23 protein-coding genes and 2 pseudogenes are annotated in these 24,684 nt (G+C 72.3%); 13 read left to right on the plus strand and 12 right to left on the minus strand.

The features are described from left to right. Positions 1–47: 47 nt before the first annotated feature. From LQ326_RS12545 to LQ326_RS12580, 8 genes are all read left to right on the plus strand, one after another. Positions 48–1,958, plus strand: coding sequence for an AMP-dependent synthetase/ligase (locus LQ326_RS12545; protein ID WP_234535743.1), 1,911 nt, complete (start codon positions 48–50; stop codon positions 1,956–1,958). A 219-nt stretch (positions 1,959–2,177) separates the two neighbouring features. Next, entirely contained in the window at positions 2,178–2,513 is a 336-nt protein-coding gene (locus LQ326_RS12550; protein ID WP_234535746.1) for a hypothetical protein, read from the plus strand. A gap of 105 nt (positions 2,514–2,618) precedes the next feature. After that, positions 2,619–2,897 (plus strand): hypothetical protein, encoded by a 279-nt coding sequence (locus LQ326_RS12555; RefSeq protein WP_308401909.1) that lies wholly within the window; start codon positions 2,619–2,621, stop codon positions 2,895–2,897. A 218-nt stretch (positions 2,898–3,115) separates the two neighbouring features. Beyond that, positions 3,116–3,370, plus strand: coding sequence for a hypothetical protein (locus LQ326_RS12560; protein ID WP_234535748.1), 255 nt, complete (start codon positions 3,116–3,118; stop codon positions 3,368–3,370). A gap of 305 nt (positions 3,371–3,675) precedes the next feature. After that, positions 3,676–3,930 (plus strand): hypothetical protein, encoded by a 255-nt coding sequence (locus LQ326_RS12565; protein ID WP_308401910.1) that lies wholly within the window; start codon positions 3,676–3,678, stop codon positions 3,928–3,930. A gap of 138 nt (positions 3,931–4,068) precedes the next feature. Then, the gene (locus LQ326_RS12570) at positions 4,069–4,311 is read left to right on the plus strand and encodes a hypothetical protein (protein ID WP_234535750.1); all 243 of its coding nucleotides are present in this window, start codon (positions 4,069–4,071) and stop codon (positions 4,309–4,311) included. A 287-nt stretch (positions 4,312–4,598) separates the two neighbouring features. Beyond that, positions 4,599–4,859 (plus strand): hypothetical protein, encoded by a 261-nt coding sequence (locus LQ326_RS12575; protein WP_234535751.1) that lies wholly within the window; start codon positions 4,599–4,601, stop codon positions 4,857–4,859. A gap of 68 nt (positions 4,860–4,927) precedes the next feature. After that, on the plus strand, positions 4,928–5,794 hold the full coding sequence (locus LQ326_RS12580) for a hypothetical protein (protein WP_234535753.1): 867 nt from the start codon (positions 4,928–4,930) through the stop codon (positions 5,792–5,794). A 52-nt stretch (positions 5,795–5,846) separates the two neighbouring features. Here LQ326_RS12580 and LQ326_RS12585 read toward each other — a convergent pair whose 3' ends face one another. Beyond that, positions 5,847–7,112, minus strand: coding sequence for an NAD(P)-binding domain-containing protein (locus LQ326_RS12585; RefSeq protein WP_234535755.1), 1,266 nt, complete (start codon positions 7,110–7,112; stop codon positions 5,847–5,849). Continuing rightward, on the minus strand, positions 7,112–8,371 hold the full coding sequence (locus LQ326_RS12590) for a carboxylate--amine ligase (protein WP_234535757.1): 1,260 nt from the start codon (positions 8,369–8,371) through the stop codon (positions 7,112–7,114). The genes LQ326_RS12585 and LQ326_RS12590 overlap by 1 nt, the downstream gene beginning before the upstream one ends. 162 nt (positions 8,372–8,533) lie before the next feature. Between LQ326_RS12590 and LQ326_RS12595 the strand changes: the two genes are divergently transcribed. After that, on the plus strand, positions 8,534–9,847 hold the full coding sequence (locus LQ326_RS12595; protein WP_234535759.1) for a glycoside hydrolase family 26 protein: 1,314 nt from the start codon (positions 8,534–8,536) through the stop codon (positions 9,845–9,847). Between the two features lie 32 nt (positions 9,848–9,879). Here the strand turns inward: LQ326_RS12595 and LQ326_RS12600 are convergent. The 9 genes and pseudogenes from LQ326_RS12600 to LQ326_RS12640 form a co-directional block, all read right to left on the minus strand. After that, a pseudogene (locus tag LQ326_RS12600) lies at positions 9,880–10,980 on the minus strand (GNAT family N-acetyltransferase); the annotation flags it as partial. Positions 10,981–11,271: 291 nt separating this feature from the next. Then, a pseudogene (locus LQ326_RS12605) lies at positions 11,272–11,904 on the minus strand (YveK family protein); the annotation flags it as partial. Then, positions 11,901–13,052: a glycosyltransferase gene (locus LQ326_RS12610; RefSeq protein ID WP_234535761.1), complete on the minus strand. Its 1,152-nt coding sequence runs from the start codon at positions 13,050–13,052 to the stop codon at positions 11,901–11,903. The gene LQ326_RS12610 and the pseudogene LQ326_RS12605, both read right to left, overlap by 4 nt. Before the next feature lies 1 nt (position 13,053). Further along, entirely contained in the window at positions 13,054–13,827 is a 774-nt protein-coding gene (locus tag LQ326_RS12615; RefSeq protein WP_234535763.1) for a polysaccharide deacetylase family protein, read from the minus strand. Beyond that, a complete protein-coding gene (gene murJ, locus LQ326_RS12620; protein ID WP_234535765.1) occupies positions 13,811–15,745 on the minus strand; it encodes a murein biosynthesis integral membrane protein MurJ in 1,935 nt (644 codons plus the stop codon). Before murJ ends, LQ326_RS12615 begins: the two co-directional genes overlap by 17 nt. Beyond that, positions 15,742–17,097, minus strand: coding sequence for an O-antigen ligase family protein (locus LQ326_RS12625; RefSeq protein WP_234535766.1), 1,356 nt, complete (start codon positions 17,095–17,097; stop codon positions 15,742–15,744). The genes murJ and LQ326_RS12625 overlap by 4 nt, the downstream gene beginning before the upstream one ends. Before the next feature lie 5 nt (positions 17,098–17,102). Then, positions 17,103–18,533 carry an exopolysaccharide biosynthesis polyprenyl glycosylphosphotransferase gene (locus tag LQ326_RS12630; protein WP_234535767.1) on the minus strand — a complete coding sequence of 477 codons (1,431 nt, stop codon included), beginning with the start codon at positions 18,531–18,533 and terminating at the stop codon, positions 17,103–17,105. Next, positions 18,530–19,711, minus strand: a complete 1,182-nt coding sequence (locus LQ326_RS12635; protein WP_234535769.1) for a glycosyltransferase — start codon at positions 19,709–19,711, stop codon at positions 18,530–18,532. The genes LQ326_RS12630 and LQ326_RS12635 overlap by 4 nt, the downstream gene beginning before the upstream one ends. Before the next feature lie 50 nt (positions 19,712–19,761). Next, a complete protein-coding gene (locus LQ326_RS12640) occupies positions 19,762–20,895 on the minus strand; it encodes a DUF3344 domain-containing protein (protein WP_234535772.1) in 1,134 nt (377 codons plus the stop codon). 603 nt (positions 20,896–21,498) lie between these two features. Here LQ326_RS12640 and LQ326_RS12645 point away from each other — a divergent pair. From LQ326_RS12645 to LQ326_RS12660, 4 genes are all read left to right on the plus strand, one after another. Next, positions 21,499–21,738, plus strand: a complete 240-nt coding sequence (locus tag LQ326_RS12645; protein ID WP_234535773.1) for a hypothetical protein — start codon at positions 21,499–21,501, stop codon at positions 21,736–21,738. Positions 21,739–21,977: 239 nt separating this feature from the next. After that, positions 21,978–22,250 (plus strand): hypothetical protein, encoded by a 273-nt coding sequence (locus tag LQ326_RS12650; RefSeq protein ID WP_234535775.1) that lies wholly within the window; start codon positions 21,978–21,980, stop codon positions 22,248–22,250. 47 nt (positions 22,251–22,297) lie between these two features. Further along, positions 22,298–22,765 (plus strand): tyrosinase family oxidase copper chaperone, encoded by a 468-nt coding sequence (locus LQ326_RS12655; RefSeq protein ID WP_308401911.1) that lies wholly within the window; start codon positions 22,298–22,300, stop codon positions 22,763–22,765. Then, positions 22,749–23,615: a tyrosinase family protein gene (locus LQ326_RS12660; RefSeq protein WP_234535777.1), complete on the plus strand. Its 867-nt coding sequence runs from the start codon at positions 22,749–22,751 to the stop codon at positions 23,613–23,615. Before LQ326_RS12655 ends, LQ326_RS12660 begins: the two co-directional genes overlap by 17 nt. A 122-nt stretch (positions 23,616–23,737) precedes the next feature. Here LQ326_RS12660 and LQ326_RS12665 read toward each other — a convergent pair whose 3' ends face one another. Beyond that, positions 23,738–24,667, minus strand: coding sequence for an NAD-dependent epimerase/dehydratase family protein (locus LQ326_RS12665; RefSeq protein WP_234535779.1), 930 nt, complete (start codon positions 24,665–24,667; stop codon positions 23,738–23,740). Positions 24,668–24,684 lie beyond the last annotated feature (17 nt).

Raw genomic sequence — 24,684 nt, forward strand, 5'->3', positions numbered from 1 at the left:
GGCGCGACCCATTGACCTCTTCTTACTTCCGAGTAAGTTGACGCACCATGAGCGTACGCGGCGACCTCGGACGAGCACGTCAGCGAACCGACCTGGCCGACCGGAGCAAGGTCGAGGTCGTCAAGGACGAGGCCGGGGTCGTGCGGGAGGCGTGTAGGGCGCCTCTCGCCGCCCCGCTCACCACCGGCTCCCTCGCCGACCTCCCGTACACCAACGCGGCCGAGGAACCCCACGCCACCGCGATCCGCCGCCGCGAGGGCACCGTCACGGCGGCCGCGTTCGCCGCCCAGGTGACCTCGGTGGCAAAGGGGTTGATCGCCGCCGGCGTCGCCGCAGGCGACCGTGTGGCCGTCATGTCCCGCACCCGCTACGAGTGGACGGTCCTCGACTTCGCCGTCTGGGCGGCCGGCGGTGTGCCCGTCCCGGTCTACCCCACCTCCTCCGCGGACCAGGTGGACTGGATCGTCCGGGACTCCGGCGCCCGTCACGTCGTCACCGAGACCCCGCAGAACACGGCGACCGTCATCACCGGCACCGCCTCCCACCCGCACCCCCCGCGCACCTGGGAACTCGACGGCGGCGCGCTCGCCGACCTCACTCTCCTCGGCGAGGGGATCCCGGACGAGGAGGTGGCCAGGCGCCGTGCCGCCCTCACCCCCGGCACCGTCGCCACGGTCTGCTACACCTCCGGCACCACCGGCCGCCCCAAGGGCTGCGTCCTCACCCACGCCAACCTGCACGCCGAGGCCGCCAACACGGTCGAGCTGCTGCACCCCGTCTTCCAGGCGGTCACCGGGCAGACCGCCTCGACCCTGCTGTTCCTGCCGCTCGCCCACATCCTGGGCCGTACGCTCCAGCTCGCCTGTCTGATGGGCCGGATCGAGATGGGCCACTTCCCGAGCGTGAAGCCGGACGAACTCAGGCCCGCGCTGCGGGAGTTCCGGCCGACCTTCGTGGTCGGGGTGCCGTACCTCTTCGAGAAGATCCACGACACCGGGCGGGCGACCGCGGAGAAGATCGGCCGGGCCGCCTCCTTCGACCGCGCCGAGCGGATCGGGGTGCGGTTCGCCGCGGCCCACCTGGAGAAGTTCCTCGGCACCGGGAAGGGACCCGGGCCCGGCCTGTACGCCGCCTGGGCGCTGTACGACCTGCTGGTCTACCGCCGTATCCGCAAGGAACTCGGCGGCCGGATGCGGTACGCCATCAGCGGCGGCTCACCCCTCGACCGCGACCTCAACCTGTTCTTCCACGCGGCCGGGATCGTCGTCTACGAGGGCTACGGCCTGACCGAGACCAGCGCGGCCGCCACGATCGTCCCGCCGCTGGAGCCCCGCCCCGGCACGGTCGGGCAGCCGATCCCGGGGGCGGCCGTCCGGATCGCCGACGACGGCGAGGTGCTGGTGAAGGGCCCCGTGGTGTTCGGGTCCTACTGGAACAACCCGGCCGCGACCGCCGAAGTGCTGTCGGACGACGGCTGGTTCGAGACCGGCGACCTCGGCGAGCTCGACGCGGACGGCTATCTCACCATCACCGGCCGCAAGAAGGACATCCTGGTCACCTCCGGCGGCAAGAACGTCTCCCCGGCCGTGCTGGAGGACCGGCTGCGCAGCCGGCCGCCGGTCGGCCAGTGCCTGGTCGTCGGCGACAACCGGCCCTTCGTCGCCGCGCTCATCACCCTCGACCCGGAGGCCGTCGCCCACTGGCTGTCCGTGCGGAAGCTCCCGCCGGACACCCCGCTCGCCGAGCTGGTGCGCGACGTCCGGATGCGGGCGGAGGTGCAGAAGGCGGTCGACCACGCCAACCTGGCCGTCTCCCGCGCCGAGTCGATCCGTGCCTTCGCGCTGGTCGAGGGCGAGTTCAACGAGGAGAACGGGCTGCTCACCCCGTCCCTGAAGGTCAAGCGGCACGCGGTGAGCGCCCGGTACGCGGCCGAGATCGAGGCGCTGTACCGCGGCTGACACGGCGATCGCCGCCGCGCCGTCCGGGTCCCCTTCGGCCACCCACCCGATCGGCCCTGCTCGCGTGAGAAGCCGGATCCGTTCACGGTATGCCTCCCCGAAAGGCGCATGAAGGACATGTCAGGCGCCGTGGTCAGAGGCCCGGCCGTCGTGGGCGGCGGGCCCGATGAACTCCTGGGAGGACCAATGCCTCGCCGTATGCTCCGCTCGGCTGCCACCGTGCTCGTGGCTTCCGCGCCGCTCCTCACCGCCGCGCACGCGCAGGCCGCGTCGGGGGACTTTCCCTGCGCCGTGGGCATCCAGAAATTCAGCACCCCGACGGTGAGTCAGATCAGCCTGAGCCTGTACTGCGGTCAGGCGCGGACCGTCGACGTGAGCGTCGCGGCAGGCGGTGTCGAACTCGCGAGTCTCCAGGAGGCCGTCCAGGCCGGCGTCCAACGGACCGTCACCCTCACCGTGCCCAAGGTCCCTCAGGTCTGCGCCACGCTGCGGACCGACGGTGTGAGCACCGTGGTGTGCACCCCCGACAAGAGCCGATTGTCCGAAAAGAGTTAATAGGTCGATTGATTGCACTCGCTTGGGTGTGTCTGGAATGTGGGGCTAAGTGAGGTGCGTGTTATCGTCTGTGACGAGTCAGGCACGGTCCGTAAGGAGGGTCGTGTGCGTGAGGAAATCGGAGACATCATGCAGAAGCTCAAGAAGGCCGCTGCCGTGGCGGTCATGGTCGGCGGCATCGGGCTTGCCGGTGGTGGGGTCGCCAGCGCGGGGGGCTTCAACGACCCGTACCCGATTGACGTCGCCGCCAACAACGTTCAGCTCGCGGACTGTGAGCAGACGTTCGACGCCGGCGCCGCCTTCGCCCCGGTCAACGGCGCGGTCACCGGCGACCTGAACCAGAACATCGGCAACTTCTGCGCGAACGCCAACGTTCGGCGCTGATTTCAGAGGTGCTTCGGAGGGCCGGTCTCGTGCTGTCGCGCGAGGTCGGCTCCTCGTTGTGTGCGGAATATGGCCAGTTTCAAGATTTATGGGCCTGTTGGTGACACTCGATGGAGTATGTCTCGAATGACACGTTAAGTGAAGTGCGTGTTATTGTCTGTGACGAGTCAGGCACGGTCCGTAAGGAGGGTCGTGTGCGTGAAGGAATCGGAGACATCATGCAGAAGCTCAAGAAGGCCGCTGCCGTGGCGGTCATGGTCGGCGGCATCGGGCTTGCCGGCGGAGGCATCGCCAACGCGGCGGGCTGCGACGACCCGTCCCCCGAAGTCGCCGTCAACAACCTTCAGGTCGCGGACTGCCGGCAGTCGTTCGATGGCGGCCTCGCCTTCGCTCCCTCCAACGTCGCGGACATCGGCGGCGGCTTGAACCAGAACATCGGCAACTTCTGCGCGAACGTCAACGCTGAGCGCTGATCAGGGGTGTTGCCGGGGGCCGGTCTCGTGCTGCTGCGCGAGGCCGGCCCTCCGTCGTGTGCCGGGCCTTCGGTGGGTGCGGGCGGGCGTGTGCGAACTCGTTCTCCTCGTGTCCGCCAGAGGCTCTTTGCCGTGTGTGGCCCGGCGGGCCGGGGTCCGTGATCTGCCAGTGAGGCGGTTTGCGTGATTTATAGGCCTTATGGCGCTATTAGTGCCACTCAAACGGGCGTGTCTGGAATGTGGCGTTAGATGAAGCGCATGTTATTGTCTGTGACGAGTCGGACACGGTCCGTAAGGAGGGTCGTGTGCGTGAAGAAATCGGAGACATCATGCAGAAGCTCAAGAAGGCCGCTGCCGTCGCGCTCATGGTCGGTGGCATCGGCGTGGTCGGCGGTGGCGTCGCCAGCGCCAATGACGGTCCGCACGTCATCGTCGACAACCTGCAGGTCGCGCGCTGCCACCAGGAATTCTCCGGGGGCACGGCCTTCGCCCCCGTCGGTGGTGCCGTCACTGGTGACGAGCACCAGAACATCGGCAACTTCTGCGCGAACGTCAGGTAGTTCCGCTTTTCAGGACGCCGGCGGCAGTCGGGTCCACGCACGAACAAGGGGATGCCGAGCAACAAGAGCTCGGCATCCCCTTGCCGTGTCGGTCGCATCCCGCCGCGCGGCGGACGAGAGTCAATACATGGAGGTTACGTGCGCAGGTTCAAGAAGGTCATGCTGATGACCGGTGTTATCAGTGGCGTCGGCCTGGTGGCCGCGGGTTCCGCCCAGGCGGCGGAGTGTGACCGTCAGCCGCCCCCCGCCAACACACAACTCCTGAACTGCGAACAGACGTTCCAGTCCTCCCTGGTCACCGTCAACGCGCCGATCACGGTGGGCGGAGACATTACGCAGAACCTCGGCAATTTCTGCACCGCGCTCGCGCCGCAGCGGTGATTGGCCGGGCAGCCCGGCGACAGGCCGGGTGAAATTCCGGGCCTGTGTGCGGAGATGGGTCAACGAAGTCAGCGACCGTCATGGCGGTCGCTGACTTTTTTCACATCAAAGCGCCGACCGCCAATAGCAATTAACACCAATCGTCCTATGGCGCCAGGCGGATGAAAACCGGCCGCGACTCGGCCGAAAGAGGGGTTACCGCTTGATACGGGTTTTCCCGCTGAGGCACCATCGGGTTCATCCTTCTGCTGAAGAGGGTGTGAGCCGGTTCGCGCCTCGGAGGGGACATGAGCAATTCGATCATCATGCCGCGCTGTCCGCAGACGGGGAAAGCCTCGTTCCGCACCGAATCCGAGGCGCGATGCTGGCTCATCAAGCAGCCGCTGCTGGAGAGAATCCCGGACCGCATCTACCTCTGCTCGGAATGCCGCTACTGGCATTTCACCGGATCCCATCACTGGACCAGTCAGAAAATCAGATGGCAGCGAAACTACGGCAGACGTGAGGCTGTTTCCCGGCGCCACGGCGGGCGGCGGAAGAAGAACTGACCACGCGCCTGCCGGCAGCCGCCCGCTTTCCTCTTCCAGCTTCTTCTTCGACCAGAAAGACAACCAGAATGCGACAGAACCTGAGCAAGGGAATGATCGTGGCCGGTTGCGCGACGACCCTCCTGTCGCTGTGGGGCATCCCGGCGCTCGCGGACTCGCGGACCGACGCGAGCACGGCCGAGGCACCCGACACCCTGCCCGGGCACAGTGCCGCCGACGCCCCGGCGGCCGCGCCGGCGAAGGCCGACGTGGCGCCGGCCTACGGCGCGCAGGGTGCCGGCCGGAGCGCCGAGCACGGTGCCGCCGGCAAGACCAGTGAGCACGGTGCCGTCGGCGGCAAGACCAGTGAGCACGGTGCCGTCGGCGGCAAGACCAGTGAGCACGGTGCCGTCGGCAAGGCCAGTGACCCCGGTCGCACCGGTGGTCAGCGGGGCGTCGACGGTTACGGCGACGACAGCGGCGCCGGCCGCGGGGCCGCGCAGGGTGACACGAGCGTCTCCGGGCAGACGGCCGGACACGGCGACACGGACGGCGTCGGCCATGTGGTCGGGCAGGGCGTGGAAAACGTCTCCGAGATCATCGCCGGACACGGCGACGCGGGCGGCTCCGACTCGATCGCCGGACACGGTGCCGGCAGCGGCCAGGGCGACGTCGTCACCGGCGGCTACGGTGACGACGAGACTCCGCCCACGACTCCCCCCACGCCGCAGCCGACTTCGCCGCCCCGGGTGGTGACACCGCCCAAGCCGGCTCACGACGTGCACACCCCGGCCCCCAGGCCGTCGACGCCGCCCGCGGCACGTCCCGAGTGGCCGTCGTCCCTCGCGCAGACCGGCGTGGGAAGCGAGACCATGGCCGCCTCGGGCGTTGCCGCGTTCCTGATGGCCAGCGGGGTCGTCTTCTACCGACGGGGCCGGGCCGGGTCCCGCCGGTAGTGCTGTCCGGCAGGGGGGTCGGACCTGCCGCGTCCGGCCCCGGGACCGACCGTCAGCAGCGTGCCCGGGAGGGTGCTTCCGCGGCGCTCCATCCCACCCGCGCGGGCGACGTGTCGCTGAGCGGTGTGCCGCGCAGGCGGCGGCGCACCCCTCGTACCAGTGCCGTGGCCGTGAACGTGGCTCCGTGGACGAAACGCATGGCGGGGCCGAACGAGGAAGCGGTGAGCAGGCCCGCCAGGAAAAGCCCCGGGTGCGAGGACTCCAGATCCCGCCCGGCGGCCGGGGAGCCGTCGGCCGTCGTCGCGAGGCTGTCGCGCAGTTCGTCGGAGAGCAGGCCGAGCCGGTCCAGGGTCGCCCGGAACCCGGTCGCGGCGATGACGTGTTCGGTCTCCAGCGTCAGCGGCCCCCCGGTCAGGCTGACCGTGTCCAGCCGCAACCCGCCCGGCACCGCACTCGCCGCGGTGATCTCCCGGTCGAGCAGCACCTCCACCACCGGCTCCACCCGGTCCCGTACCCACCAGGCTCCCGCCGGGCCCAGCGCGGTGGCCGCGACGCGGGTGCGCACCGACTCGGGAAGGCGCCGGAAGAGGCCCGGGCGCTCGGCGTAGAACCAGTTGCGCCAGCCGCAGCCCAGGCCGCTGTGCGGCATGCGGGCCGACTGCCACCAGGGACGCTGCCAGGGAGGCGGCACATCGTTCCACTGCAGCCGGTCGGCACGGGCCATCACCCGTACCCGAGTGCCCTGTTGGGCGAGCAGCGCCGCGGTCTCCAGGGCCGCCTGGCCGCCGCCGATCACCGTGACGTCCCGGCCACGGAACTGTTCGAGGTCACTGTGATGGCTGCTGTGCGAGACGAGCGAGGGATGCAGACGGCGCAGCGGAGCCGGGATCTGCGTGAAGGGCATGACACCGACCGCCAGCGCCACCGTCCTCGCGTGCAGCACCTCGCCGTCCTCGGTGACCGCCTCGAACCCGGCCGGATGGGCCGCCACCCGGCTCACCATGCGCTCGTCCACCGGGGGGACGGCGTTGGACGCGAACCACAGACCGTACGCGGCGAACGTCGTCACCGGGATCGGTTCGGCGTGACGAGCCGTCATCCCCCGCGTGGCGCAGTACGTGTCCAGCCGCCAGCGGCCCTCGGGATCCGTGAGGTTGGAGGCCCACGGCTCGGACTTCAGGAACATACCGGGTGGCATGTGGTCCCGCCAGGAGGCCATCGGCCGTCCCAGCACACGCAGGTTCAGCCCGGCGGCCGCCGCGTGGGACGCGATGGACAGGCCGTACGGGCCGGCACCCACCACTAGAAGGTCGTACATCAGGAGCTGCTCGCTTTCTCGTCGTCGGTCGAAGCGGACGTGCTTCTTCGGGAGTCCGGGCCTGCCGGAGCGGGAGCCACCGGGGCGGGGCGCAGTCGCTGCCGCAGCCTGTGCGAGACGTGCCGGCACCACAGCGCCCGCATCGCGCGGCCGGGGGCGGGGTCGTCCGGTGCGTGCCAGGCGAGTTCACGTCCGCCCGGGGCCGGTCGCAGCGCGGCGAACGGCGCGTAGTTCTCCACCACGAACGCCCGCCCCGCCCTCGGCGCCGCCCTCGGCAGCGGACGGTGTGTCAGGTCCAGGTGCAGGGCCCGTACGACGTCCAGGCCGCTGGCGTCGGAGAACAGCCGGAACTGGGCACCGGGACGCGGGTTGAAGTCCAGCAGGTGATACCGGCCCGTGGTGCCGCACTGCCGGAAGTCGATGTCGAGGACGCCCCGGTAGCCCAGTTCTGAGGTGAACCGCTCGGCCAGCGCCCGTACCTTCGGGTTCGGCGCCCAGTGACCGACCGCGGTCAGCCCGGCTCCGGGCGGCCAGGCCCGCTGTTTCTGCCCGACTCCGCCCGCCCGCACCGCGCCGGAGCGGTCGGCGTACCCGTGGAAGAACCAGTCGCGGCCCGGCCCCGGTGGCAGACGCTGCTGCAGCAGCAACGGGCTGCCGGCGTCCTCGGCGCGCGCGTACAGCTCCCGCGCCTGCCGGGCCGAGGTCACCACCGTCGTGCTGCGCAGTCCGCTGCCGGCCGGCAGCAGCCAGGGCCGGCTCCATTTCGCCACCGCCGGCAGGCCCAGCCGGACGGTGGCGGCGACGGCCTGCGCCGGACTGTCCGGAACCAGGGTCTCCGGATGCGGAACGCCCACGGACGCGCACAGGGCGGCCAGTTCGCCCTTGTCGGCGAGGCGTTCGGGCAGCTCACCGGAGACGGCCGGCAGCAGAAAACAGGGCGCCAGGGTCTCGCCCGTGCGGCCCACGGCGATCGCGCTCGCGTCGTCCATGGGGATCAGGACGGCGGGAGTCCTGATCTGGGCGGCCACCTTCAGCAGCAGGTCGGCGATCTGGCCCGGGGAGGCCCCGAGCGGGGGCGGAGCGTGCATGCGGTGCAGAAAACGCGATCGCGCCACGGGACTTCCCGTGGAATCCGCGACCACGTGTACCTCCACTCCGGCTCTGCCGAGTGAACGCACGGCCCCCAGTGTTCCGTGGTGAAAGGGATTCCGGTCCACGCGCAGCACAACGGCGGGGACGCGGATGTCGAGCAGTGACACGGGCTTTGTTCCTTCGCATCGGCTCACCCGTCCGGGCGAGCAAGGCACTCGAAAGCCATAGGACGGTGGCGGATTTCCATTTCATGTGACTGACTTCAAATGACAGAGCGTCAGCAACGCGGGAGCGCGGACGCGGTCGTGCGGCAGCGGAGAGGAAAAGGAATGGCCCCACAGCACGGTTGGACCCGAACCGGGCGGCTGGCGGTGACGGCCGTGACGGTCGCCGCCGCGATGGCGCTGACGTCCGGCCCCGGCTTCGCGGCGGTGACGGCGCGTCCGGCCCACCCGCCCGCCCCGGTCCCGACGCCGTCGCCGGTGACCACACCGTCGCCGGTGACCACACCGTCCCCGTCGGCGGCGAAGGTCCCCGCCGCCACGCCGGTCCCGTCCGTTTCCAAGCCGCCGAAGCAGGTCCCGTCCGCGCCGGCCACCGGGACACCGGCCCCGACGCCCCGGCAGGAGACGCCCGCGTACGGTGCCTTCCTCGGTTCCGACGCCCTGGGGGTGGCCCGCATCGCGTCCTTCAGCGACTGGCTCGGCGGTGCCGAGGTGCGCGTCGGGCACACCTATCTGCCGGGCGACCGCTGGAGCAACATCGAGGGCGAGCCGGACTTCCTCCAGGTGTGGGCGGACTGGCGCAGGGCGAAGGACAACCGGATGTTCGTCCTCAACGTGCCCATGCAGGAACGCAACGAGGAGAACCTCTCCGACGCCGCCGTCCGCGTGCTGTTGCGGCAGGGCGCGGCCGGCGAGTTCGACCAGCACTTCCGTGTCCTCGCCCAGCGGCTGGTCGCCGCGAAGGTCCCGGACACGGTCCTGGTGCTGGGGTGGGAGATGAACGGCACGACCTACACCCACCGCTGCGGGCCGGATCCGGAGGCCTGGAAAACGTACTGGAAGAGAATCGTCACCGTCATGCGTTCGGTGCCGGGCCAGAGGTTCCGGTTCGACTTCGCGCCGAGCCGCGGTCTGGACGCCGTCGCCTGGACCCGGTGTTACCCGGGGGACGACACGGTCGACATCATCGGAATGGACGCGTACGACCAGCCGCGCGGTCTTTCCTTCGACGAGCAGGTGACGGAGCCCTACGGACTCCGGGCACAGGTGGATTTCGCGAAATCCCACGGCAAGCCCATTTCCTATCCCGAGTGGGGTCTCTTCCGAAACGGCGACAACCCCGTGTACATGCGGCGCATGCTTGCGTGGATGGACCAGCACAAGCCGGTGTACAACACGCTGACCGACTACTGCCCTCACGGTGTCTGGGAGTGCAACCGGTACTCCCTCTCGTCCCTCGTCTACCGGTCCGCCCTCTTCTCTTCCGCGGGCCGGCCCACCGGGCCGGCCACACCCACGACATCCGTGCCACGGCCGCCCGCGACCGGTTGCTCGCCGCTGGACACCGGTGACTGGCTCCAGCACTGGCCCGGCGTGCTGATGTGTCTGCGCCCCGAGTCGTGGTTGCGGGCCCGGTGACGGTCCTGGCCGACGGCGGCCTCCGGGGCCGGCCCGCCGCCGTCACCACGAGGGGCAAGGCGGCGCAGCACCTCCTTGCCGCGCCGGCGCGCGACCACGTCCCAGGCGACCGCGGACATCAGCGGAGCGGTGGGCCGCCGGGCCAGCAGCAGCCGGTGGTTGGGGACCGCCCGTGGCCGCCAGTGGTGCTTGTACGGCTCGTCGCCCCGCAGCAGGCTCAGCGTGGCCGGCCCGTCCGCAGCCATGTGCCGGGTGCACGCGTCGAGCAGCATCACCGCCACGTCCGCCTTGCGTTCCCGCAGGCGCGGATGGGCGCCGTACAGGTAGGCACCGGCGAGCGGCCGCGACAGCAGGGTCAGATCCACGGCCACCACGTCGTCGTCGATCCGGAACTCGGTGACCATCGCGTTGCCCGAGCGCACCATCGGCCCCACCGAGCGCACCAGGTGTTCGCAGAACCGGCTGCGCAGGTGCTCCGGCGTCACCTTCCGGCCCTGCCACTGGAGCCGGTGCAGCTCCAGCAGTCTGCGCAGTGCCGCGTCCACCTCGTCCGGCCGTACGACGTGCCGCTGCACGCCGAGCGTCTGGAGCCTGCGGAGCTTGGCCCGCACCCGCTGGGCCTTGCCGGACGGCAGCCGCGAGAGCAGTTCGTCCATGGGTACGGCGGGCAGTTCCAGGCACAGGGAATCCTGTATCCGCAGCCTGGGGCCGCCCCAACGGTCGTACACCCGCTCGACGGCGCTGCCCGGGCGTACTTCGCGGAAGTCGATCAGCGCGGTGCGGGCGGCGGCCGCCAGGCCGTCGGCGAGGGCGGCGGTCGCGCGGTCGGCGCGCTCGTCGTCGACGAGCACGTCCGCGTGGTCGGAGATGTCGCCGCCCAGCGGGACCAGCACCGGCAGCGGGCGGCGCCGGAGCATCAGGGGAGCGGCCGCGACCAGGTCGCCGCCCTCCCGTACCAGGAACACCCGCAGCCGGCCTCTTCGGCCGTAGGACAGCCACCACGAGTGCAGCCAGGCGTGGCTCTGGAACGGGGTCGCCGTGCCGCACCGCGCGTACAGCCGCTCCCAGTCCGCCGCGAGTTCGGCGAAGGCGGACGCTTCGGTCACGAGTTCGGTGGAGAACGCGGGCCTCACCGGGTGCTCCGTTCGCACTCCGGATACCGGCGGTGTGTGCTGCGCGGGAACCGGTCCTGCACAGTTGCCTCCCTTGCGAGGAATCCGGGCTGGTGCCAACCCGGCGCGTGTCGGTCGCACGCACGATCGACCCGGGCGGTGTCAGTGGGCGTCGACGGCGGCGTCGGCGTCGATGACGGTGTCCGCGGTGGCGGCGGTGTCGGTGTCGGTGTCGGTGTTGATGACGGTGGTGGCGGTGCCGGTTTTGACGACGGTGTCGGCGGCGGTGTCGATGACGGTGTCGATGACGGTGTCGGCGGCGACGGCCGGCCCCGGCACGAGCGCCGTGGGCACGGCCTCCTCCTTGGGCCTGCGGGGCCGCGCGAGCAGGAACAGCCCGCCGAGCAGGCCGCCCGCGCTCGCGCCGACGGCAGACGTCACCACCGGCGACGCGGACGTCGGCACGGTCGGCCGCACCGCCGGGGAGAACTCGAGGAGCTGGATGTGGGTGCTGCCCTTGGTGCCGTTCGCGTGCCGGACCAGCGCGCGGGTGACCCCGTTGGCCATGCCGGAGGCGAGGCGGGGCCGCGAAGAGGTCGCCGAGACCGCGACCACCGGCGCGTCCGGAGAGGTCGCCGTCCGCACACTGCGCTGCAGTGTCCGCATCGGCACGTGCGCCTCCGCCTGGGCGTCCAGGAGGACCGCGAGCTGGGTGGCGGCCCGGCCGTACGCCTGGGCGAAACCGAGCGCGGTGCCCGGGTCGAAGCGGTCGGTCGGGACGACGACGACGTAGCTGGTGGCCGTGTACACGGGGCCCCGGTACACGGCGTAGCCGCCGCCCAGCGCACCGCCCACGAGGGTGCAGCCCGCGAGCAGCGACCAGGCCAGCAGGGCCCGGCGGGCCGAGTGGCTCAGCCGCCTGCGCCGCGTGGGGTTGTCGGTCATGACGAAGTGACTCCCTGAGGTGAGGAGGAGGACGGACTGGACACCGCGGCCGCGTACACGTCCATGAGCCGGGCGGCACTGCGGGCGATGCTGTAGCGGCGGGCGGCGTCCGGGGCCGTTCGAGGGCCGGGGCCGGCCGCGCGGAGCTCGGCGACGGCACGGGCGTACGCCTCGGGGCCGCCGCGGACCCGCCGGGCGGCGGGGGCGGCCTGCGGGGGCAGGTCCTCGATCGCCGGACAGGAGGCGTAGACCACGGGCAGCCCGCACCCGAGGGCTTCCACGACGGCCAGTCCGAAGGACTCGTCCGGCGACGGCGACGCGAGCAGGTCCATGGCGCAGGTGAGGGCGGGCAGGTCGAGGCCGTCGGCCTCGTCGGACAGGTAGGGGCGCTCGCCGGCGAACACGACGCGGCCGGCCACGCCGGCCTCGTGGGCCGTGCGGCGCAGGACGCTCTCCTGCGGGCCGCCACCGACCAGCAACAACCAGTGGTCGTCGGGAAGCCGGGAGACCGCCCGGACCAGGACGTCGAAGCGCTTGCCCGCGGCGAGCCGGCCGACACAGCCGACGACGTACGCCTCGTCCGGCAGCCCCAGCCGGCGGCGGGCGCGGTGACGTCGTACCGGGTCGAAGCGGAAGCGGGCCAGGTCGATGCCGTTGGGGACGACCTCGATGCGGGGGGCGGGCACTCCCCAGCGCCTGAGCCGGTCGGCGACCGTGGGGGAGACGGCGACCGTGGTGGAGCCGAGCCGCTCGGCGGCCAGGTACAGCGCCCGGACGCCCGCGGTCAGCCTCCGGCCCTCCAACTGGGAGTCGCCGAGGGAGTGTTCCGTCGCCACGACGGCTCTGACACCGGCGAGCCGGGCGGCCGGCCGGCCGTAGACGCAGGCGCGGTACAGATGGGTGTGCACCAGGTCGTAGCCGCCCGCGCGGATCAGGCGGACCAGCCGCGGAAGCGCCCAAAGGTCGCGGTTGCCGCGCATGCCGAGGTGGTGCACGCGGACCCCGTCGGAGACCAGCCCGGCGGCGACGGCACCGGGATTGGTGAGGGCCACCACCTCGCCCTCCACGGGAAGATGCCGCAGCAGCAGGCGGAGTTGCTGTTCGGCGCCGCCGATGCCGAGGCCGGTGATGATGTGCAGCACCCTCATGTCACACGCCCCCCACCGGACGCCGGCGCAGCCGGTGGAGCCGGTACTTGAGGTGGAGCCGCCAGGAGGTGTCGTTCTCGCCGACGTGCAGCCGGGGCAGGGCGTGCCGGCCGGTCAGCGGACCGGGATCGATGGCGCAGGCGTAGGCGTAGCCCGCGTCGCGTACGGCGGTGACCGCGCGCCGGTCGACCGTGCCGTACGGGTAGCAGAAGCCGTCGACCGCGCCGTCGGTCAGCTCCTCCAGCAGCTTTTTGCTGTGGGCTGCCTCGGCGGCGAGGGTGATGTCGTCGACCCGGGTGAGATCGACGTGTGTCAGCCCGTGCGAGCCGATCTCCACCCCGGCGGCGGCCGCGTGCCGGACGCCCTCCGCGGTGAGCAGCGCCTTGCGCGGGCCGAGCGGATCCCAGGAGTTGACGCCGCCGAACCGCCCGGGCAGCACGAAGAGGGTGGCACCGCAGTCCCACCGGCGCAGCACCGGAAGGGCCTGGGTGAGGAAGTCGGCGTATCCGTCGTCGAAAGTGAGAGCGACCAGGCCGCGCCCCTCGCCGCGGGCACGGGCGGCGAACAGCTCGCGCAGCGTCACGGCGCGCAGTCCGCGTCGGTGCAGCCAGGCCAGCTGCCGCTCCAGCCGCCCCGGGGTGACGGTGATGCGGTACGGGTCGTCCGAGCAGTCGCCGACGGAGTGGTACATCGCCACCCACGGCACCGTGCCGGGGCGTACCGCCGGACGACCGCTGACGACGGTGGAACCAGCGGAATCAGTGGGAACGGCCATGAGTCAGCCTTCGTGTGACGGTGTGTGCGGACTGGAAGACGGCCGTGCAGCCCTGGGCGCCCAGGGCCCGGCCGAGCAGGACGAAGACGGCGATCACGGTCAGGCTCCCGGCCGCGAGGCCGGCCACCGGGGAGCCCGGCCCGCGCGCGGCGAGCGTTCCCGCCGTCGTCGCGACCGCGGCCGCCAGGGCGGGCCTGCTCAGCTCCGCCAGTACCTGCCGCACCCGGATCGGGACTCCGCGGGCGCCGCCGTGCGGCATGAACCCTCCCCGGGGTGCCGCGGCCGGTGCCGGTGCCGGTGCCGGTGCCGGGACCGCGACCGTGCCCGGGGCGTCGGGCCGCTCACCGCTTCCGGAGTCCTCCGTGCCGCAGGAGGACCCGGGGGCCGGGACCTCGGCCGCGGGTGCCGGGACCTCGGCCGTGGCGTCCGGGACCTCGGCCGCGGGGTCCGGCTCACCCGCGAAACCGACGAGCAGCAGCGCCGCCGTGACGGTGATGCCGGCCGCGTTGGCGGCGGCGATCCCCGACACGCCCCAGGAGCCCACGGTCCCCACCCCGATCCAGGTGGTGGTGACGACGCCCGCGGTCATGGCGAAGAACGGGTACCAGGTGGCCCGTCCGGCCGAGAAATAGGAGCGGATCAGGACTCCCACCAGGGTCTGGCCGAGCAGGCCGAGGGCGTACACCCGCAGCACGCCCGCCGTGGCCGCCGTGTCCTGCGCGGTGAACGCGCCCCGCTGGAAGAGGACCTGGACGATCTGCGGGGCGCAGGCGATCACTCCGGCCGCGCCGAGGAGCACCAGGCAGGAGGCCAGGGCGAGGTCCCGCTCCACCCGGTCCCGGGCCCGTTCCAGGTCGCCGTCGGCGATGGCCCGCGCCACCAGCGGGAAGGTGACGGTGCACAGCATCAGGGACAGCGTCATGGGGATCTGGGCGATCTTCTGCGCGTAGTTGAGGTGCGAGATGGCCCCGGCGGACAGCGTGGAGGCGAGGAAGCGTTCGATCAGGACCTGGGACTGACGGCACAGCGCGAACAGGAGAACCGTGGCGACCAGGGCGAGGCTCATCGGCCGTGCCTCGGCCGGGGCACCGGCGGCGGCGCCGGTGCGGCCGCGCAACTGCCGCCACAGGGAGGGAAGCTGCACGACCGCCATCAGGCAGCCGCCCACTGCGACTCCGGCCGCCGCGGACCGCACGCCCCAGCCCGGGCCGAGCAGCAGCATCGAGGCGATGATGCCGGCGTTGTAGACGACGTAGATGGACGCGGGCGGCAGGAAGCGCCGGTGCGCCCGAAGGGCCGCGCTGCAGTACCCGGCCAGGCCGAAGGTCAGCACGCAGGTCGCCGTCAGCCGGGTGCAGTCGACGGCGAGACGCGGGTCGGGCAGGCCGGGGGCCAGCGCCGAGACCAGGTAGGGGGCTCCGCCGGCGGTCAGCGCGGACACGGCGACGAAGCAGAGGGACAGGCGGGGCAGGGTGGTGGCGACCAGGCTGCGGACCGGATCCCCCGGCGCTCCTTGCGTGCGCCGTGCCAGCGCCATGCTGAACGCCGGGATCAGCGCGAAGGCCAGCCCGTCCTCGATGAGCAGGGTGGCGGCGAACTCCGGCACGGTCCACGCGATCAGGAAGGCGTCTGTCTCGCTGCCCGCCCCGAACAGGCGGGCCAGCGCCTGGTCGCGTACCAGCCCGAGCAGCGCCCCGAGGACCGAGAGCGACGCGGTGATGAGCGTGGCCTTGGCGAGAAAGCCCCCGGTGACCGCGGCGGATTCGGCATGCTCCCCGGCCCGCGCGTCGGCCGGCGCCGAGGGCCCGGCCGCATCCTCGCGGGGAGCGCCGGGAGCGCCGGGAGCGCCGGGAGCGCCGGGAGCGCCGGGAGCGCCGGGAGCGCCGGGAGCACGCCGGGTGCGCGCAGTCGTCGTCATCGCGCGACGGCCTCCTTGGCCGTCCCCGGCATCGCGGCCGGTGCCGCGGCACCCTCCTCGTCGGTCCCGCCCAGCGCCCACCACGCCACCAGCCCGAAGGCCATGGAGGTCACCACCGTGGAGTGGCCGCCGATGTCGCTGTAGGCGAAGTCGGTCAGCTGCCACACCAGCAGTCCGCAGGCGACGAGCGCGCAGTCCATGCCGTGCCGTGGCGTGCTCCGCGTCCGCCGCAGGCGGCGCAGCGCGCACACCAGCAGGGCCAGCCAGCTGCCGACGAGACAGAGCAGCCCGATCAGACCCTGTTCACCGAGGACCAGCAGATACATGTTGTGCGGTGACAACAGCGGCTGCCTCAGGTACGCGGAGCCCGCGCCCTCGGTGTCGCTGGCCGACGACAGCGCCACCGAGGCGTAGCCGTCCCGGTACTCGGGGAATCCCTTCAACCCGACGCCGGCCACCGGACGTTCGCGCCACATGGCGGTCGAGGCCGACCACATCGCGTACCGGTCGGCGACCGACTGGTCGGGGGTGTCGGCGACCTGCGTGATGCTGTCGATCCGTTCCTGCAGCATCTCGGTGCCGACCCCCAGGCCGCCCACCAGGACCACGCACGCCGCGGCCGTGGTCGCGGCGACCTTGAGCGCGCGCCGCAGCCCGGCCAGTACCAGCTGCAGCGTGCAGGCCACGGCCGTCGCGATCCACGCACCCCGGCTGAAGGACAGCGCGAGCGGCGGCAGCAGCGCCAGCACGCACCCGGCGGCACCGACCCGCTGCCGTACGCGGGAGTGCCCGAGCGCGAGACCGACCGCGCACACCATGCCGACGGCGACCACCGTCGCCATGCCCATCACGTCCTGCGGCCCGAACGTGCCCACGGCCCGGATGTGCGCGCCCCGGTAGGAGGCACCGGTCCCGGTGACGTACTGGTGCACGCCGACGGCGCCCTGCCACAGCGCGAGCCCCACGAACGACCAGGACAGCAGCCGGACGTCCGCCCGGTCCCGGAGCAGCAGCAGCACGGCCGCCGGCACCAGGACGAAGATCTGCAGATAGCGGGCCAGGCCGATGACCCCGCCTTCGGCCGAGGGCGCCCCCAGCGCGGCGACCGTGACCCCGACGACCGGCAGGCCCAGCACCACCGCGGCGGTCCGCGACAGGGGGCGCCGCCGGTCCCGTACGAGACGGAGCACGCAGACCAGCACGACCAGCCCGGACGCCACATCGGCCGGTCCCGGGCCGTCCGTGCCGGCCGAGGAGGGCGGCAGCGCCAGCAGGCCGAGCACGGCGACCGCGGGCAGTACCGGCAACAGCGCGGCGATACGACGGGACGACGGGGCCGGGAGATGGCTCACTGTGGTCAGCTTCCCGTCGGGCGTACGAGCGCGGCGGCGGTGCGCAGCAGGATGCAGACGTCCTGCCACAGCGACCAGTTGTCGATGTAGGCGTTGTCGAACCGGCAGCGGTCCTCGATCGAGGTGTCACCGCGCAGCCCGTGCACCTGGGCGAGGCCGGTAAGGCCGGTCCGTACCCGGTGACGGGCCGCGTAACCCGGATGCTTCTGGCTGAACTGCGTGACGAAATAGGGACGTTCGGGGCGCGGCCCGACCAGGCTCATGTCCCCCCGGAGCACATTCCACAACTGGAGCAGCTCGTCGAGCGACGTGCGCCGCAGAATGCGGCAGAACCGGCGCATCTCGTGCTCGTTCGCCACGCTCCACCGGGTCGCCGCCTCGTGTGCGTCGGCCGGCCGGTGCGTGCGGAACTTCAGCAGCGTGAACGGCCTGCCGTCCTTTCCGATCCGCTCCTGCCGGAACACCACGCCCGGGCCGTCACAGATCCGCAGTACCACCGCGCAGGCCAGCAGCAGCGGGCTGACCAGCAGCAGCAGCGACCCGGACAGGACGACGTCGAGGGCGCGCTTGCCGGCACCGCCGCGGCGCCGCGAGGTCATCTCCAGGCGCCGGCACGGGAACCCGGCCAGCCGGCCCCTCGGCCCGTACGACGGTGTCTCCGCGTCGACCTCCCAGATCAGGCAGCCCGACTCGGCCAGAGCCCGCAGCAGCGCCTCCTGCTCGGTCCGCACCGAAGGGTGGACGGTCAGCACCGCGCGCACCCCGTTCTGGATGACCGCCCGCTGGACCTCCTCGCCCGTCGTCAGTACCGGCAGACTCCCGGTGCCGTTCGCCCGGTCGGACACGACGCCCACCGGGCGCACCCCGCACCGCGGATGCCGCAGCACGGCGGCGGCCACGGCCTGGGCGGTGGCCGCCGGGCCGATGACGAGCGCGGTGCGCGGGTGACGCAGCAGCGCCGCGCGTCGCCTCGCGTGCACGGCTGCGCGCAGTGCGCAGCTCGCCGCGATCTGCACGGCGAGGCCCGCCAGGAGCACACCGAGGGTCAGCGTGTGCTGCGGCCGGTACATCGCCACGAGTGCCGCGAGCGCCAGCCAGGCGACCGTGATCCGCCCGCAGACGGCGGGCAGTTGCTCCAGGAATCCCTCTTCCGGCGGTCGTGCCCCGTCCGGCCGCAGCAACAGCGACGCGGCCACGAGCACGCTCACGGACAGCGCGGGAAGCGCTGTTCCGAACGGCGCCAGGCCTGCCAGCGCAGCGGCCGCGCCGTCGGCGACGAGCAGCGGAACCGGCGAGGCGGACCGGGCCGGTGCCCCGCGGACGGGGGACCGGAACCCGGGGGCGGTGCCGCGGCGTGGCGGCATGACCGAGACGGGCGAGAATCCGTGGCTCAGACGCTGTGCGCCGGAGAGGGGAACGGTGCTTTCCGCGGTCACGAGTGGATGGACTCCCTGTGCGAGGTGGGCGCGGAGGGGGGCGCCGCCCACGGGCCGATCAGGTCGCGGTAGAGGTCCGCCATCGCCCCGGTGGCGTGCCGTACGTCGTGCCGGGTGAGTACGTGGTCGCGTCCCTGGTGACCGAGCGACTCGCGCAGCGGGGGGTCGAGCAGGAGTGCGGTGAGTGCCTCGGCCAGCGCTGCCGGGTTCCCGGCCGGGACCAGGCAGCGCGGGGTCAGTGCGGGTGGCAGGCTTTCGCGGGCGCCGGCGACGTCGGTGACCACCACCGGCCGTCCGCAGGCCATCGCCTCCAGCGGGGCCAGGGCCATGCCCTCCCAGCGCGACGGCAGCACGACCAGATCCGCCGCCTGGTACCAGGGGACGACGTCGGCCGCGCCGCCCGCGAACAGCACCGAGGCCGGCGCCCGGCGGAGCAGGAGATCGCGGTCCGGTCCGTCGCCGACCAGGGCGAGACGCGCGCCGCCCACCCGGCGGGCGACCTCGTGCCATGCCTCCAGCAGGACGTCCTGGGCCTTCTGCCGGCACAGGCGTCCCACGCAGACGACGAGCGGCGCGGCGGGGTCGAGCCCTCGTAGCGGTGCCGGCCGGCGGTGTCCGGCACCGCGGGGGGCGGGCCGGTACCGCCGTGGATCGACGCCGTTGGGAACGACGCTCCACCGGGCCTCGATCCCGGCGCGCACGCCGGCTGCTCGTTCCGCCTCGCTGACACATACGACGCGCGAGGCCCAACGCGCTCCCCACCGTTCCCACCGCAGGGCGAGCGCCGAGGTGAGACCGTCCACGGCCTGGAACGACCACGCGTGCGGCTGGAAGACGGTGGGCAGGCGCCCGCGGACGGCGAGCCGTCCGGCGATCCCGGCCTTCGCGCTGTGCAGGTGCACCAGATCGGGGCGCACCTCACCGACGACGCGGGCCAGGTCACGTACCTCCCGGACGAGTGACGCACCGGGCGGCCGGGTCGCGTGCCAGCGCCGTACGTCCGCGCCCAGCGTGCCCAGTTCGGCGGTGAGCCCGCTGTCGGGGCAGGCGACCGTGACGGCGGCTCCGGCGGCGCGCTGAGCCCGTACCAGGTCCGTCACGACCCGTGCGACTCCGCCGTCCACGGGCTGCGTGACGTGCAGGACACGGGGTCGAGGGCCGGTTGCTGACAGATGCATACGCGATGTCCTCGCTCGCAGTGGCGCTCGGTTCGGCAGGGGAGTACGTCTCACCGCTGGGCGTCGACGGCGACGAAGAACGCACCTGCCCAGGCCATGTCCTGACGGGACGTCAGCCGGAAGGCCAGCCGGTCGCCGCCGTCCCGCAGCGCCGGTGCGAGGTCGAACACGTCCGAGTCGTAGCCGAGGGTGTTGGCGTAGGCGGGCACCCGGTCCGGCTGGGCCGCACCGGGCTGGCTGATCGTCGAGTCGAGGACGTCGTCGGCCGGGCCGGCCGGACCGGTGAGCGCGGTGACGGCGGTGCGCTCATCGCGCTCGGTCACGCGGGTGGTGGCGAGGCGGAGCGTGTCACCGCGCACGCCGCGGTCACCGTCGTACGCCACCAGGCCCGCGCTGCCCCCGGCGCCCGCGGGCAGCGGCCAGGCGAGTTTCCCGAGTTCGACCTCCCCGGTCGGGGTCAGCGCGTCGAAGCCGTCCCAGAGAGAAAGCTGCCGCAGCGGATCCGCCGGGTTCTCGTACGCCACCACCAGCGTCCAGCCGCCCCACGCGCCGGCCGCGGACCTGCCCTTCGCCACGTTGACCTGGCTCACCGTGTACAGGCCCGGCTTGCTGTACCGCACCAGTTCCGTGACGTCGGCGGAGGCCTGGTAGGCGTCGGCGCCGTTCGCCACGCGGTGGCCGACGACCGTGTCCGCGAGGACCTCCTTGTACTCCCCGCCGGGCTCGGCGATCAGTACGCGCCCGTTGTCCTTCGGCGGCTTCTGCTCGCCGACCCGGAGGTTGCCGCCCCAGTACAGCCGTGCGTAGCTGACCCGTGATCCCTCGGGAAGACGGACCTCCGCGCGCGAGGAGTTGTACGTGTTCGGGTCCCGGTCGACGTCGATGTACGTCATGTCGAAGGCGCCGTTGACCCCGGTTCCCCCGGCGCGCGCCGCCGGACAGGCGGCCGCCGTCGCCGTCGTGGGGGCCGGCTGGTCCGCCTGGCAGGTGATGGAGGTGTTGGCGGCGCGCACGATGCCGCCGTGCTGGAGGGCGTTGTACCGCTCGGTGAACGGGATGCGGTCCGCCTCCGGTGACGGCGGCGCCGCGGACGCGGCGGCCAGGGCGGCGGGTGCCAGGATCCCGGCCACAGCGAGGGCGGTGACCGTCCCATGGCGCAGCGGGGAGAGCAGGAAGTCGCGCATGACCGGGTTCGGGCCTTCCGGAAGGGTGTGAAAGGAGGAGGGGAGGACGCCGTGGAGACGATGCGTGCGCCGCGCGGGGCACGCCGGAGGTGAGTAACTCTAGACGCTAGTGGTACTAATCCGGCGAAACCTACGAAAGTGTCGTAATTCTGACTTTCGGCCGAGTGTCGTGAACCGCGTTGCCTCCGCATCCGGCCGCACTCGACCTGAGGCGAGAGCCGCTGCGGACTGCCGCCGCGCCGGCGCGCCCTGGTCGGCCGGGTGCAGCCGCGCCGGGAAGACACGCTCGCGCGGGATCGCCGCCGGGCCGGGTCGGGCATCCGCGTCGGCGTCGCCACCGCCCACGCCTGCGCGACGACCGCCAGGGCGTTCCGCGGGTCCCGGTGCGGTCCGAATCGAATGCCGTCGGTCTCCGTGGCCGTCCTCACTCCGGCCCACTCCGGCGCACTCCGGAGCGGCGGTGCCGAAAGGGCTCCGTGACTCATGGATCTCATATGAGGACTCGGTAATTTCGGGCCGCCCGGTTTCCGGATCGTCCGGGGCTCGTTGATTACGACGACAGCATTCCCGCTGGCTGTTTACCCGTCGTAGAAAGGAACACCAATGAAGTCTCTGAAGGCCGCCGCCGTTGTTGCCGGGTCTCTCGTCGTGGCCGGTGCGGCCGCACCCGCGTTCGCGGTGGACGCGCCGTCCGGCCTGAACGGCACGGTGAAGAGCGTGACCCAGGGAGTGGACGGAATCGGGGTCACGAAGAACAGCCCGGTGAACCGCACTCTGCAGGGCGCCACCGGCGCTTTGAACGGTCAGAAGCCGCTTGTCGGCGGTCTGCCCCTGGGCGGCTGACGATGCCGCGATCTTCGCCGGCCGGCGCCTTCTGACCGGCGCTCACCGGCGTATCGGGTTTCGAACAGGCCGATTCCGTACGACGCGGAGTCGGCCTTCGGTCTCTTCTGCAAGCGGGCATTGAATGCGTTCGGGGAATTTTCCGGCGAGGGGGTTTCCGGCGTCCTTGTGGCTCGTTGACCGGGGTGGGGCCGTGCTCTTCACGGACCCGCATGTTTCACCGATGAAAGGAAATCACCATGAAGCCCATGAAGGCTGCCGCGCTCGTCGTCGGCGCCCTGACGGTGGCCGGTGCGGCCACGCCCGCCGTCGCCCACAGCGGCACCGGGGCCAAGGACGCGGGTCTCGCCGGAGTGGTGAAGCAGGTCACCGGAGGGCCTGTCAGCGTGCAGCCGCTGCAGACCCTGCACACGGTCGCCGCGAAAGGGGAGGGTGCCCTCCCCGGCCCCCTCAAGGACGAGGGGCACGCCGTGCACCAGCGCACGGTCGGCCGTTTGATCGGCGGACTGTAGAACCGGCCGGTGCCGGAACCACAGTCGACGGGAAGTTCGGAGGAGCGTTGACCGTACCGGTGAACAGCGCGTCGAAGCCCACGCGGCGGCGTCGGGTGCTGTGGGGGCTGCTGGCCACGGGAACCATGGCGACGATGGCGCCGGCCCCGCCGTCGCCGGGGCGGTCCGCTCCGAAGGAGGCACGGTTCGCCGAGACGTACCGTGGGCGGCGCATCACCGGAGCGAGCCACGGTGCCGGCCCGTCCGGGGACCCCTGCCGCGCCATGTGGCACGTCACGGTGGACGGACACCCGCTGCCCCTGATGCGCCGGGCGGACGGCAGCTGGATGACCATGGTCGACCACTACCAGTCGTACCCGACCCCGCTCCTCGCCGCCCGTGCCGCCGTGGACGAACTCGGCCCCACCGCGCGGCCGGCGGCGCCGGACGGGAACGACGGCCGCATGGTCCACGGCGGCGGGCGCAGTGAGCGGTCGAGAACCCCGAAGGACCATGTCCATGGTGTACACGCGTAAGGACGTCAGCACGCTCACCCGTGCCGAGCGGCGCCGGTTCGTGGGCGCGCTGCTCGAGCTCAAACGCAGCGGTGAGTACGACGACTACGTGCGCATGCACATCGAGTACTACACGCCCGACGGCGAGAGCGGCCTGCGCGCCGCCCACATGGCCCCCTCCTTCCTGCCGTGGCACCGCAAGTTCCTGCTGGACTTCGAGCGGGCACTGCGCCGCGTGGACGCGTCGGTGACCGTGCCGTACTGGGACTGGACCCGCAATCGCACCCGGACCGCCGTACCGTGGACCGAGGATCTGCTCGGAGGCGACGGGCGGCGGTCCGACCGGCAGGTCACGTCCGGGCCGTTCGCGTTCCGTAACGGCCGGTGGACCATCACGGCAGGGGTGACCGACACCGAGTACCTCATGCGTGATCTCGGCCGTTCGCACGATCCGCTCACCCTGCCGACGTCCCGGGACGTGGAGTCGGCCGTCGCCGACCCCCTGTACGACACGGCTCCCTGGAACTCCACCTCCCCCAGGGGATTCCGCAACAAGCTGGAAGGGTGGGGGCCGGGACACCCTCCGGCTTCGTGGCGCAACCACAACAGGGTGCACCGCTGGGTGGGCGGTCACATGGTCAGCGGCGCGTCCGTCAACGACCCCGTGTTCTGGCTGCACCACGCCTTCGTCGATCTCCAGTGGTCCCGGTGGCGGCGGCGCCATCCGCATGCCCGCTACCTCCCCGCGGAGCCACCCGCCCCCGGCGACGCCCAGCACGGCAGGATCGTCGCACGGCGGGAGAAGCTGCCACCCTGGGACGTGACACCGCAGCAGATGGAGGACCACGGCGCGATCTACCGGTACGCGTAGCACGTTCGGGCGCCGCGTGGCCGGGTGCCGGCCGGGACATGGTCCCGCCGGCGAAGGGCCCTGAAGGGTCCGGTGCGGGCCACCGGACCCGGTACCGGGCGCAGCGGGTGCCGGGCGGGGAGTCAGTTCGTCGCGAGGGTCGATCGATACCACTGCTCGGTACGGCCGAACCAGGTGGCGAACCCTCCGCCCGGACGCTGTCCGAGTTCCGACCAGAGGGCATCGGCCTCGAAGAAGTGATCCGTCGTGAGGATGTCGAGCATGTCCGGCGGAACCCCCTTGGCCGCGAGGATCGCCTTGGCCCCCTCGACGGTGAGGTCGGCACGGGGCCAGTCGATCCCCGCGCAGTCGGCGACCGCCCGCAGCGCGCAGCCGACGGTGACCGGCGTCGGATCCGCGGCGTGGTACACCCGCGAGGCCAGGGCCCCGTCGGGCGCCAGCGCCGTGGCGACCAGCAGCCGGGCCAGGTCCGGTGCCCCGATGACCGACGTCCGCGACAGCCAGCCGGCCACCGCTCCCGGCAGGGCCCGCAGCAGCCGTGCCAGGTTGGGGCCGACCCACATGTCGCCTGTTCCGAAGACCAGATGGGGCCTGAGGACCACACCGCCGGCCGCGAGGACCGTGTCCTCCGCCGCCGCGCGGGTACGGGAGGTGACGGAGCCGGGGTTGCGGGCGAGTTCCTCGGGCCGGTGGCCGCGGAAGGTGCCGCGGCCGTACACCGAGGCCGTGCTGAGCTGGACGATCCGGCGCACTCCGGCCCGCCGCGCCTCGGCGACCAGCGCCGCCGTACCGCGTGCGTTGACCGCCTCGTTGGCCGCGGCGCTGCCGCCGATCTGCGCCGCGCAGTGCAGGACCACGTCGACTCCGTCGCACACCCCGCGCAGTGAGCGGGGGTCGCGGAGATCGGCGTGCACGGTCCGGGTACCGGAGCAGGACCGGGGCAGGGCCCGGCGGTGGCTCATGAGCCTGAGGTCGGCCCGCCGGCGCTGGGCCTCGCGCGTCACATGGGCTCCGACGAACCCGGACGCGCCGGTGATGAGAAGAACGGGCACGGGGACACTCCCGGGGG

This window comes from Streptomyces shenzhenensis (assembly GCF_021462265.1).
Classification (GTDB): Bacteria; Actinomycetota; Actinomycetes; order Streptomycetales; family Streptomycetaceae; genus Streptomyces; species Streptomyces shenzhenensis.

What these genes read in the sequence shown, in the direction of transcription:
- murJ (WP_234535765.1), bottom strand. Translation starts at nt 15,745, where the DNA reads ATGACGACGACTGCGCGCACCCGGCGTGCTCCCGGCGCTCCCGGCGCT.
- LQ326_RS12650 (WP_234535775.1), top strand. Translation starts at nt 21,978, where the DNA reads ATGAAGCCCATGAAGGCTGCCGCGCTCGTCGTCGGCGCCCTGACGGTG.
- LQ326_RS12595 (WP_234535759.1), top strand. Translation starts at nt 8,534, where the DNA reads ATGGCCCCACAGCACGGTTGGACCCGAACCGGGCGGCTGGCGGTGACG.
- LQ326_RS12660 (WP_234535777.1), top strand. Translation starts at nt 22,749, where the DNA reads ATGGTGTACACGCGTAAGGACGTCAGCACGCTCACCCGTGCCGAGCGG.
- LQ326_RS12615 (WP_234535763.1), bottom strand. Translation starts at nt 13,827, where the DNA reads ATGGCCGTTCCCACTGATTCCGCTGGTTCCACCGTCGTCAGCGGTCGT.
- LQ326_RS12575 (WP_234535751.1), top strand. Translation starts at nt 4,599, where the DNA reads ATGAGCAATTCGATCATCATGCCGCGCTGTCCGCAGACGGGGAAAGCC.
- LQ326_RS12580 (WP_234535753.1), top strand. Translation starts at nt 4,928, where the DNA reads ATGCGACAGAACCTGAGCAAGGGAATGATCGTGGCCGGTTGCGCGACG.
- LQ326_RS12610 (WP_234535761.1), bottom strand. Translation starts at nt 13,052, where the DNA reads ATGAGGGTGCTGCACATCATCACCGGCCTCGGCATCGGCGGCGCCGAA.
- LQ326_RS12635 (WP_234535769.1), bottom strand. Translation starts at nt 19,711, where the DNA reads ATGCATCTGTCAGCAACCGGCCCTCGACCCCGTGTCCTGCACGTCACG.
- LQ326_RS12640 (WP_234535772.1), bottom strand. Translation starts at nt 20,895, where the DNA reads ATGCGCGACTTCCTGCTCTCCCCGCTGCGCCATGGGACGGTCACCGCC.
- LQ326_RS12560 (WP_234535748.1), top strand. Translation starts at nt 3,116, where the DNA reads ATGCAGAAGCTCAAGAAGGCCGCTGCCGTGGCGGTCATGGTCGGCGGC.
- LQ326_RS12645 (WP_234535773.1), top strand. Translation starts at nt 21,499, where the DNA reads ATGAAGTCTCTGAAGGCCGCCGCCGTTGTTGCCGGGTCTCTCGTCGTG.
- LQ326_RS12545 (WP_234535743.1), top strand. Translation starts at nt 48, where the DNA reads ATGAGCGTACGCGGCGACCTCGGACGAGCACGTCAGCGAACCGACCTG.
- LQ326_RS12585 (WP_234535755.1), bottom strand. Translation starts at nt 7,112, where the DNA reads ATGTACGACCTTCTAGTGGTGGGTGCCGGCCCGTACGGCCTGTCCATC.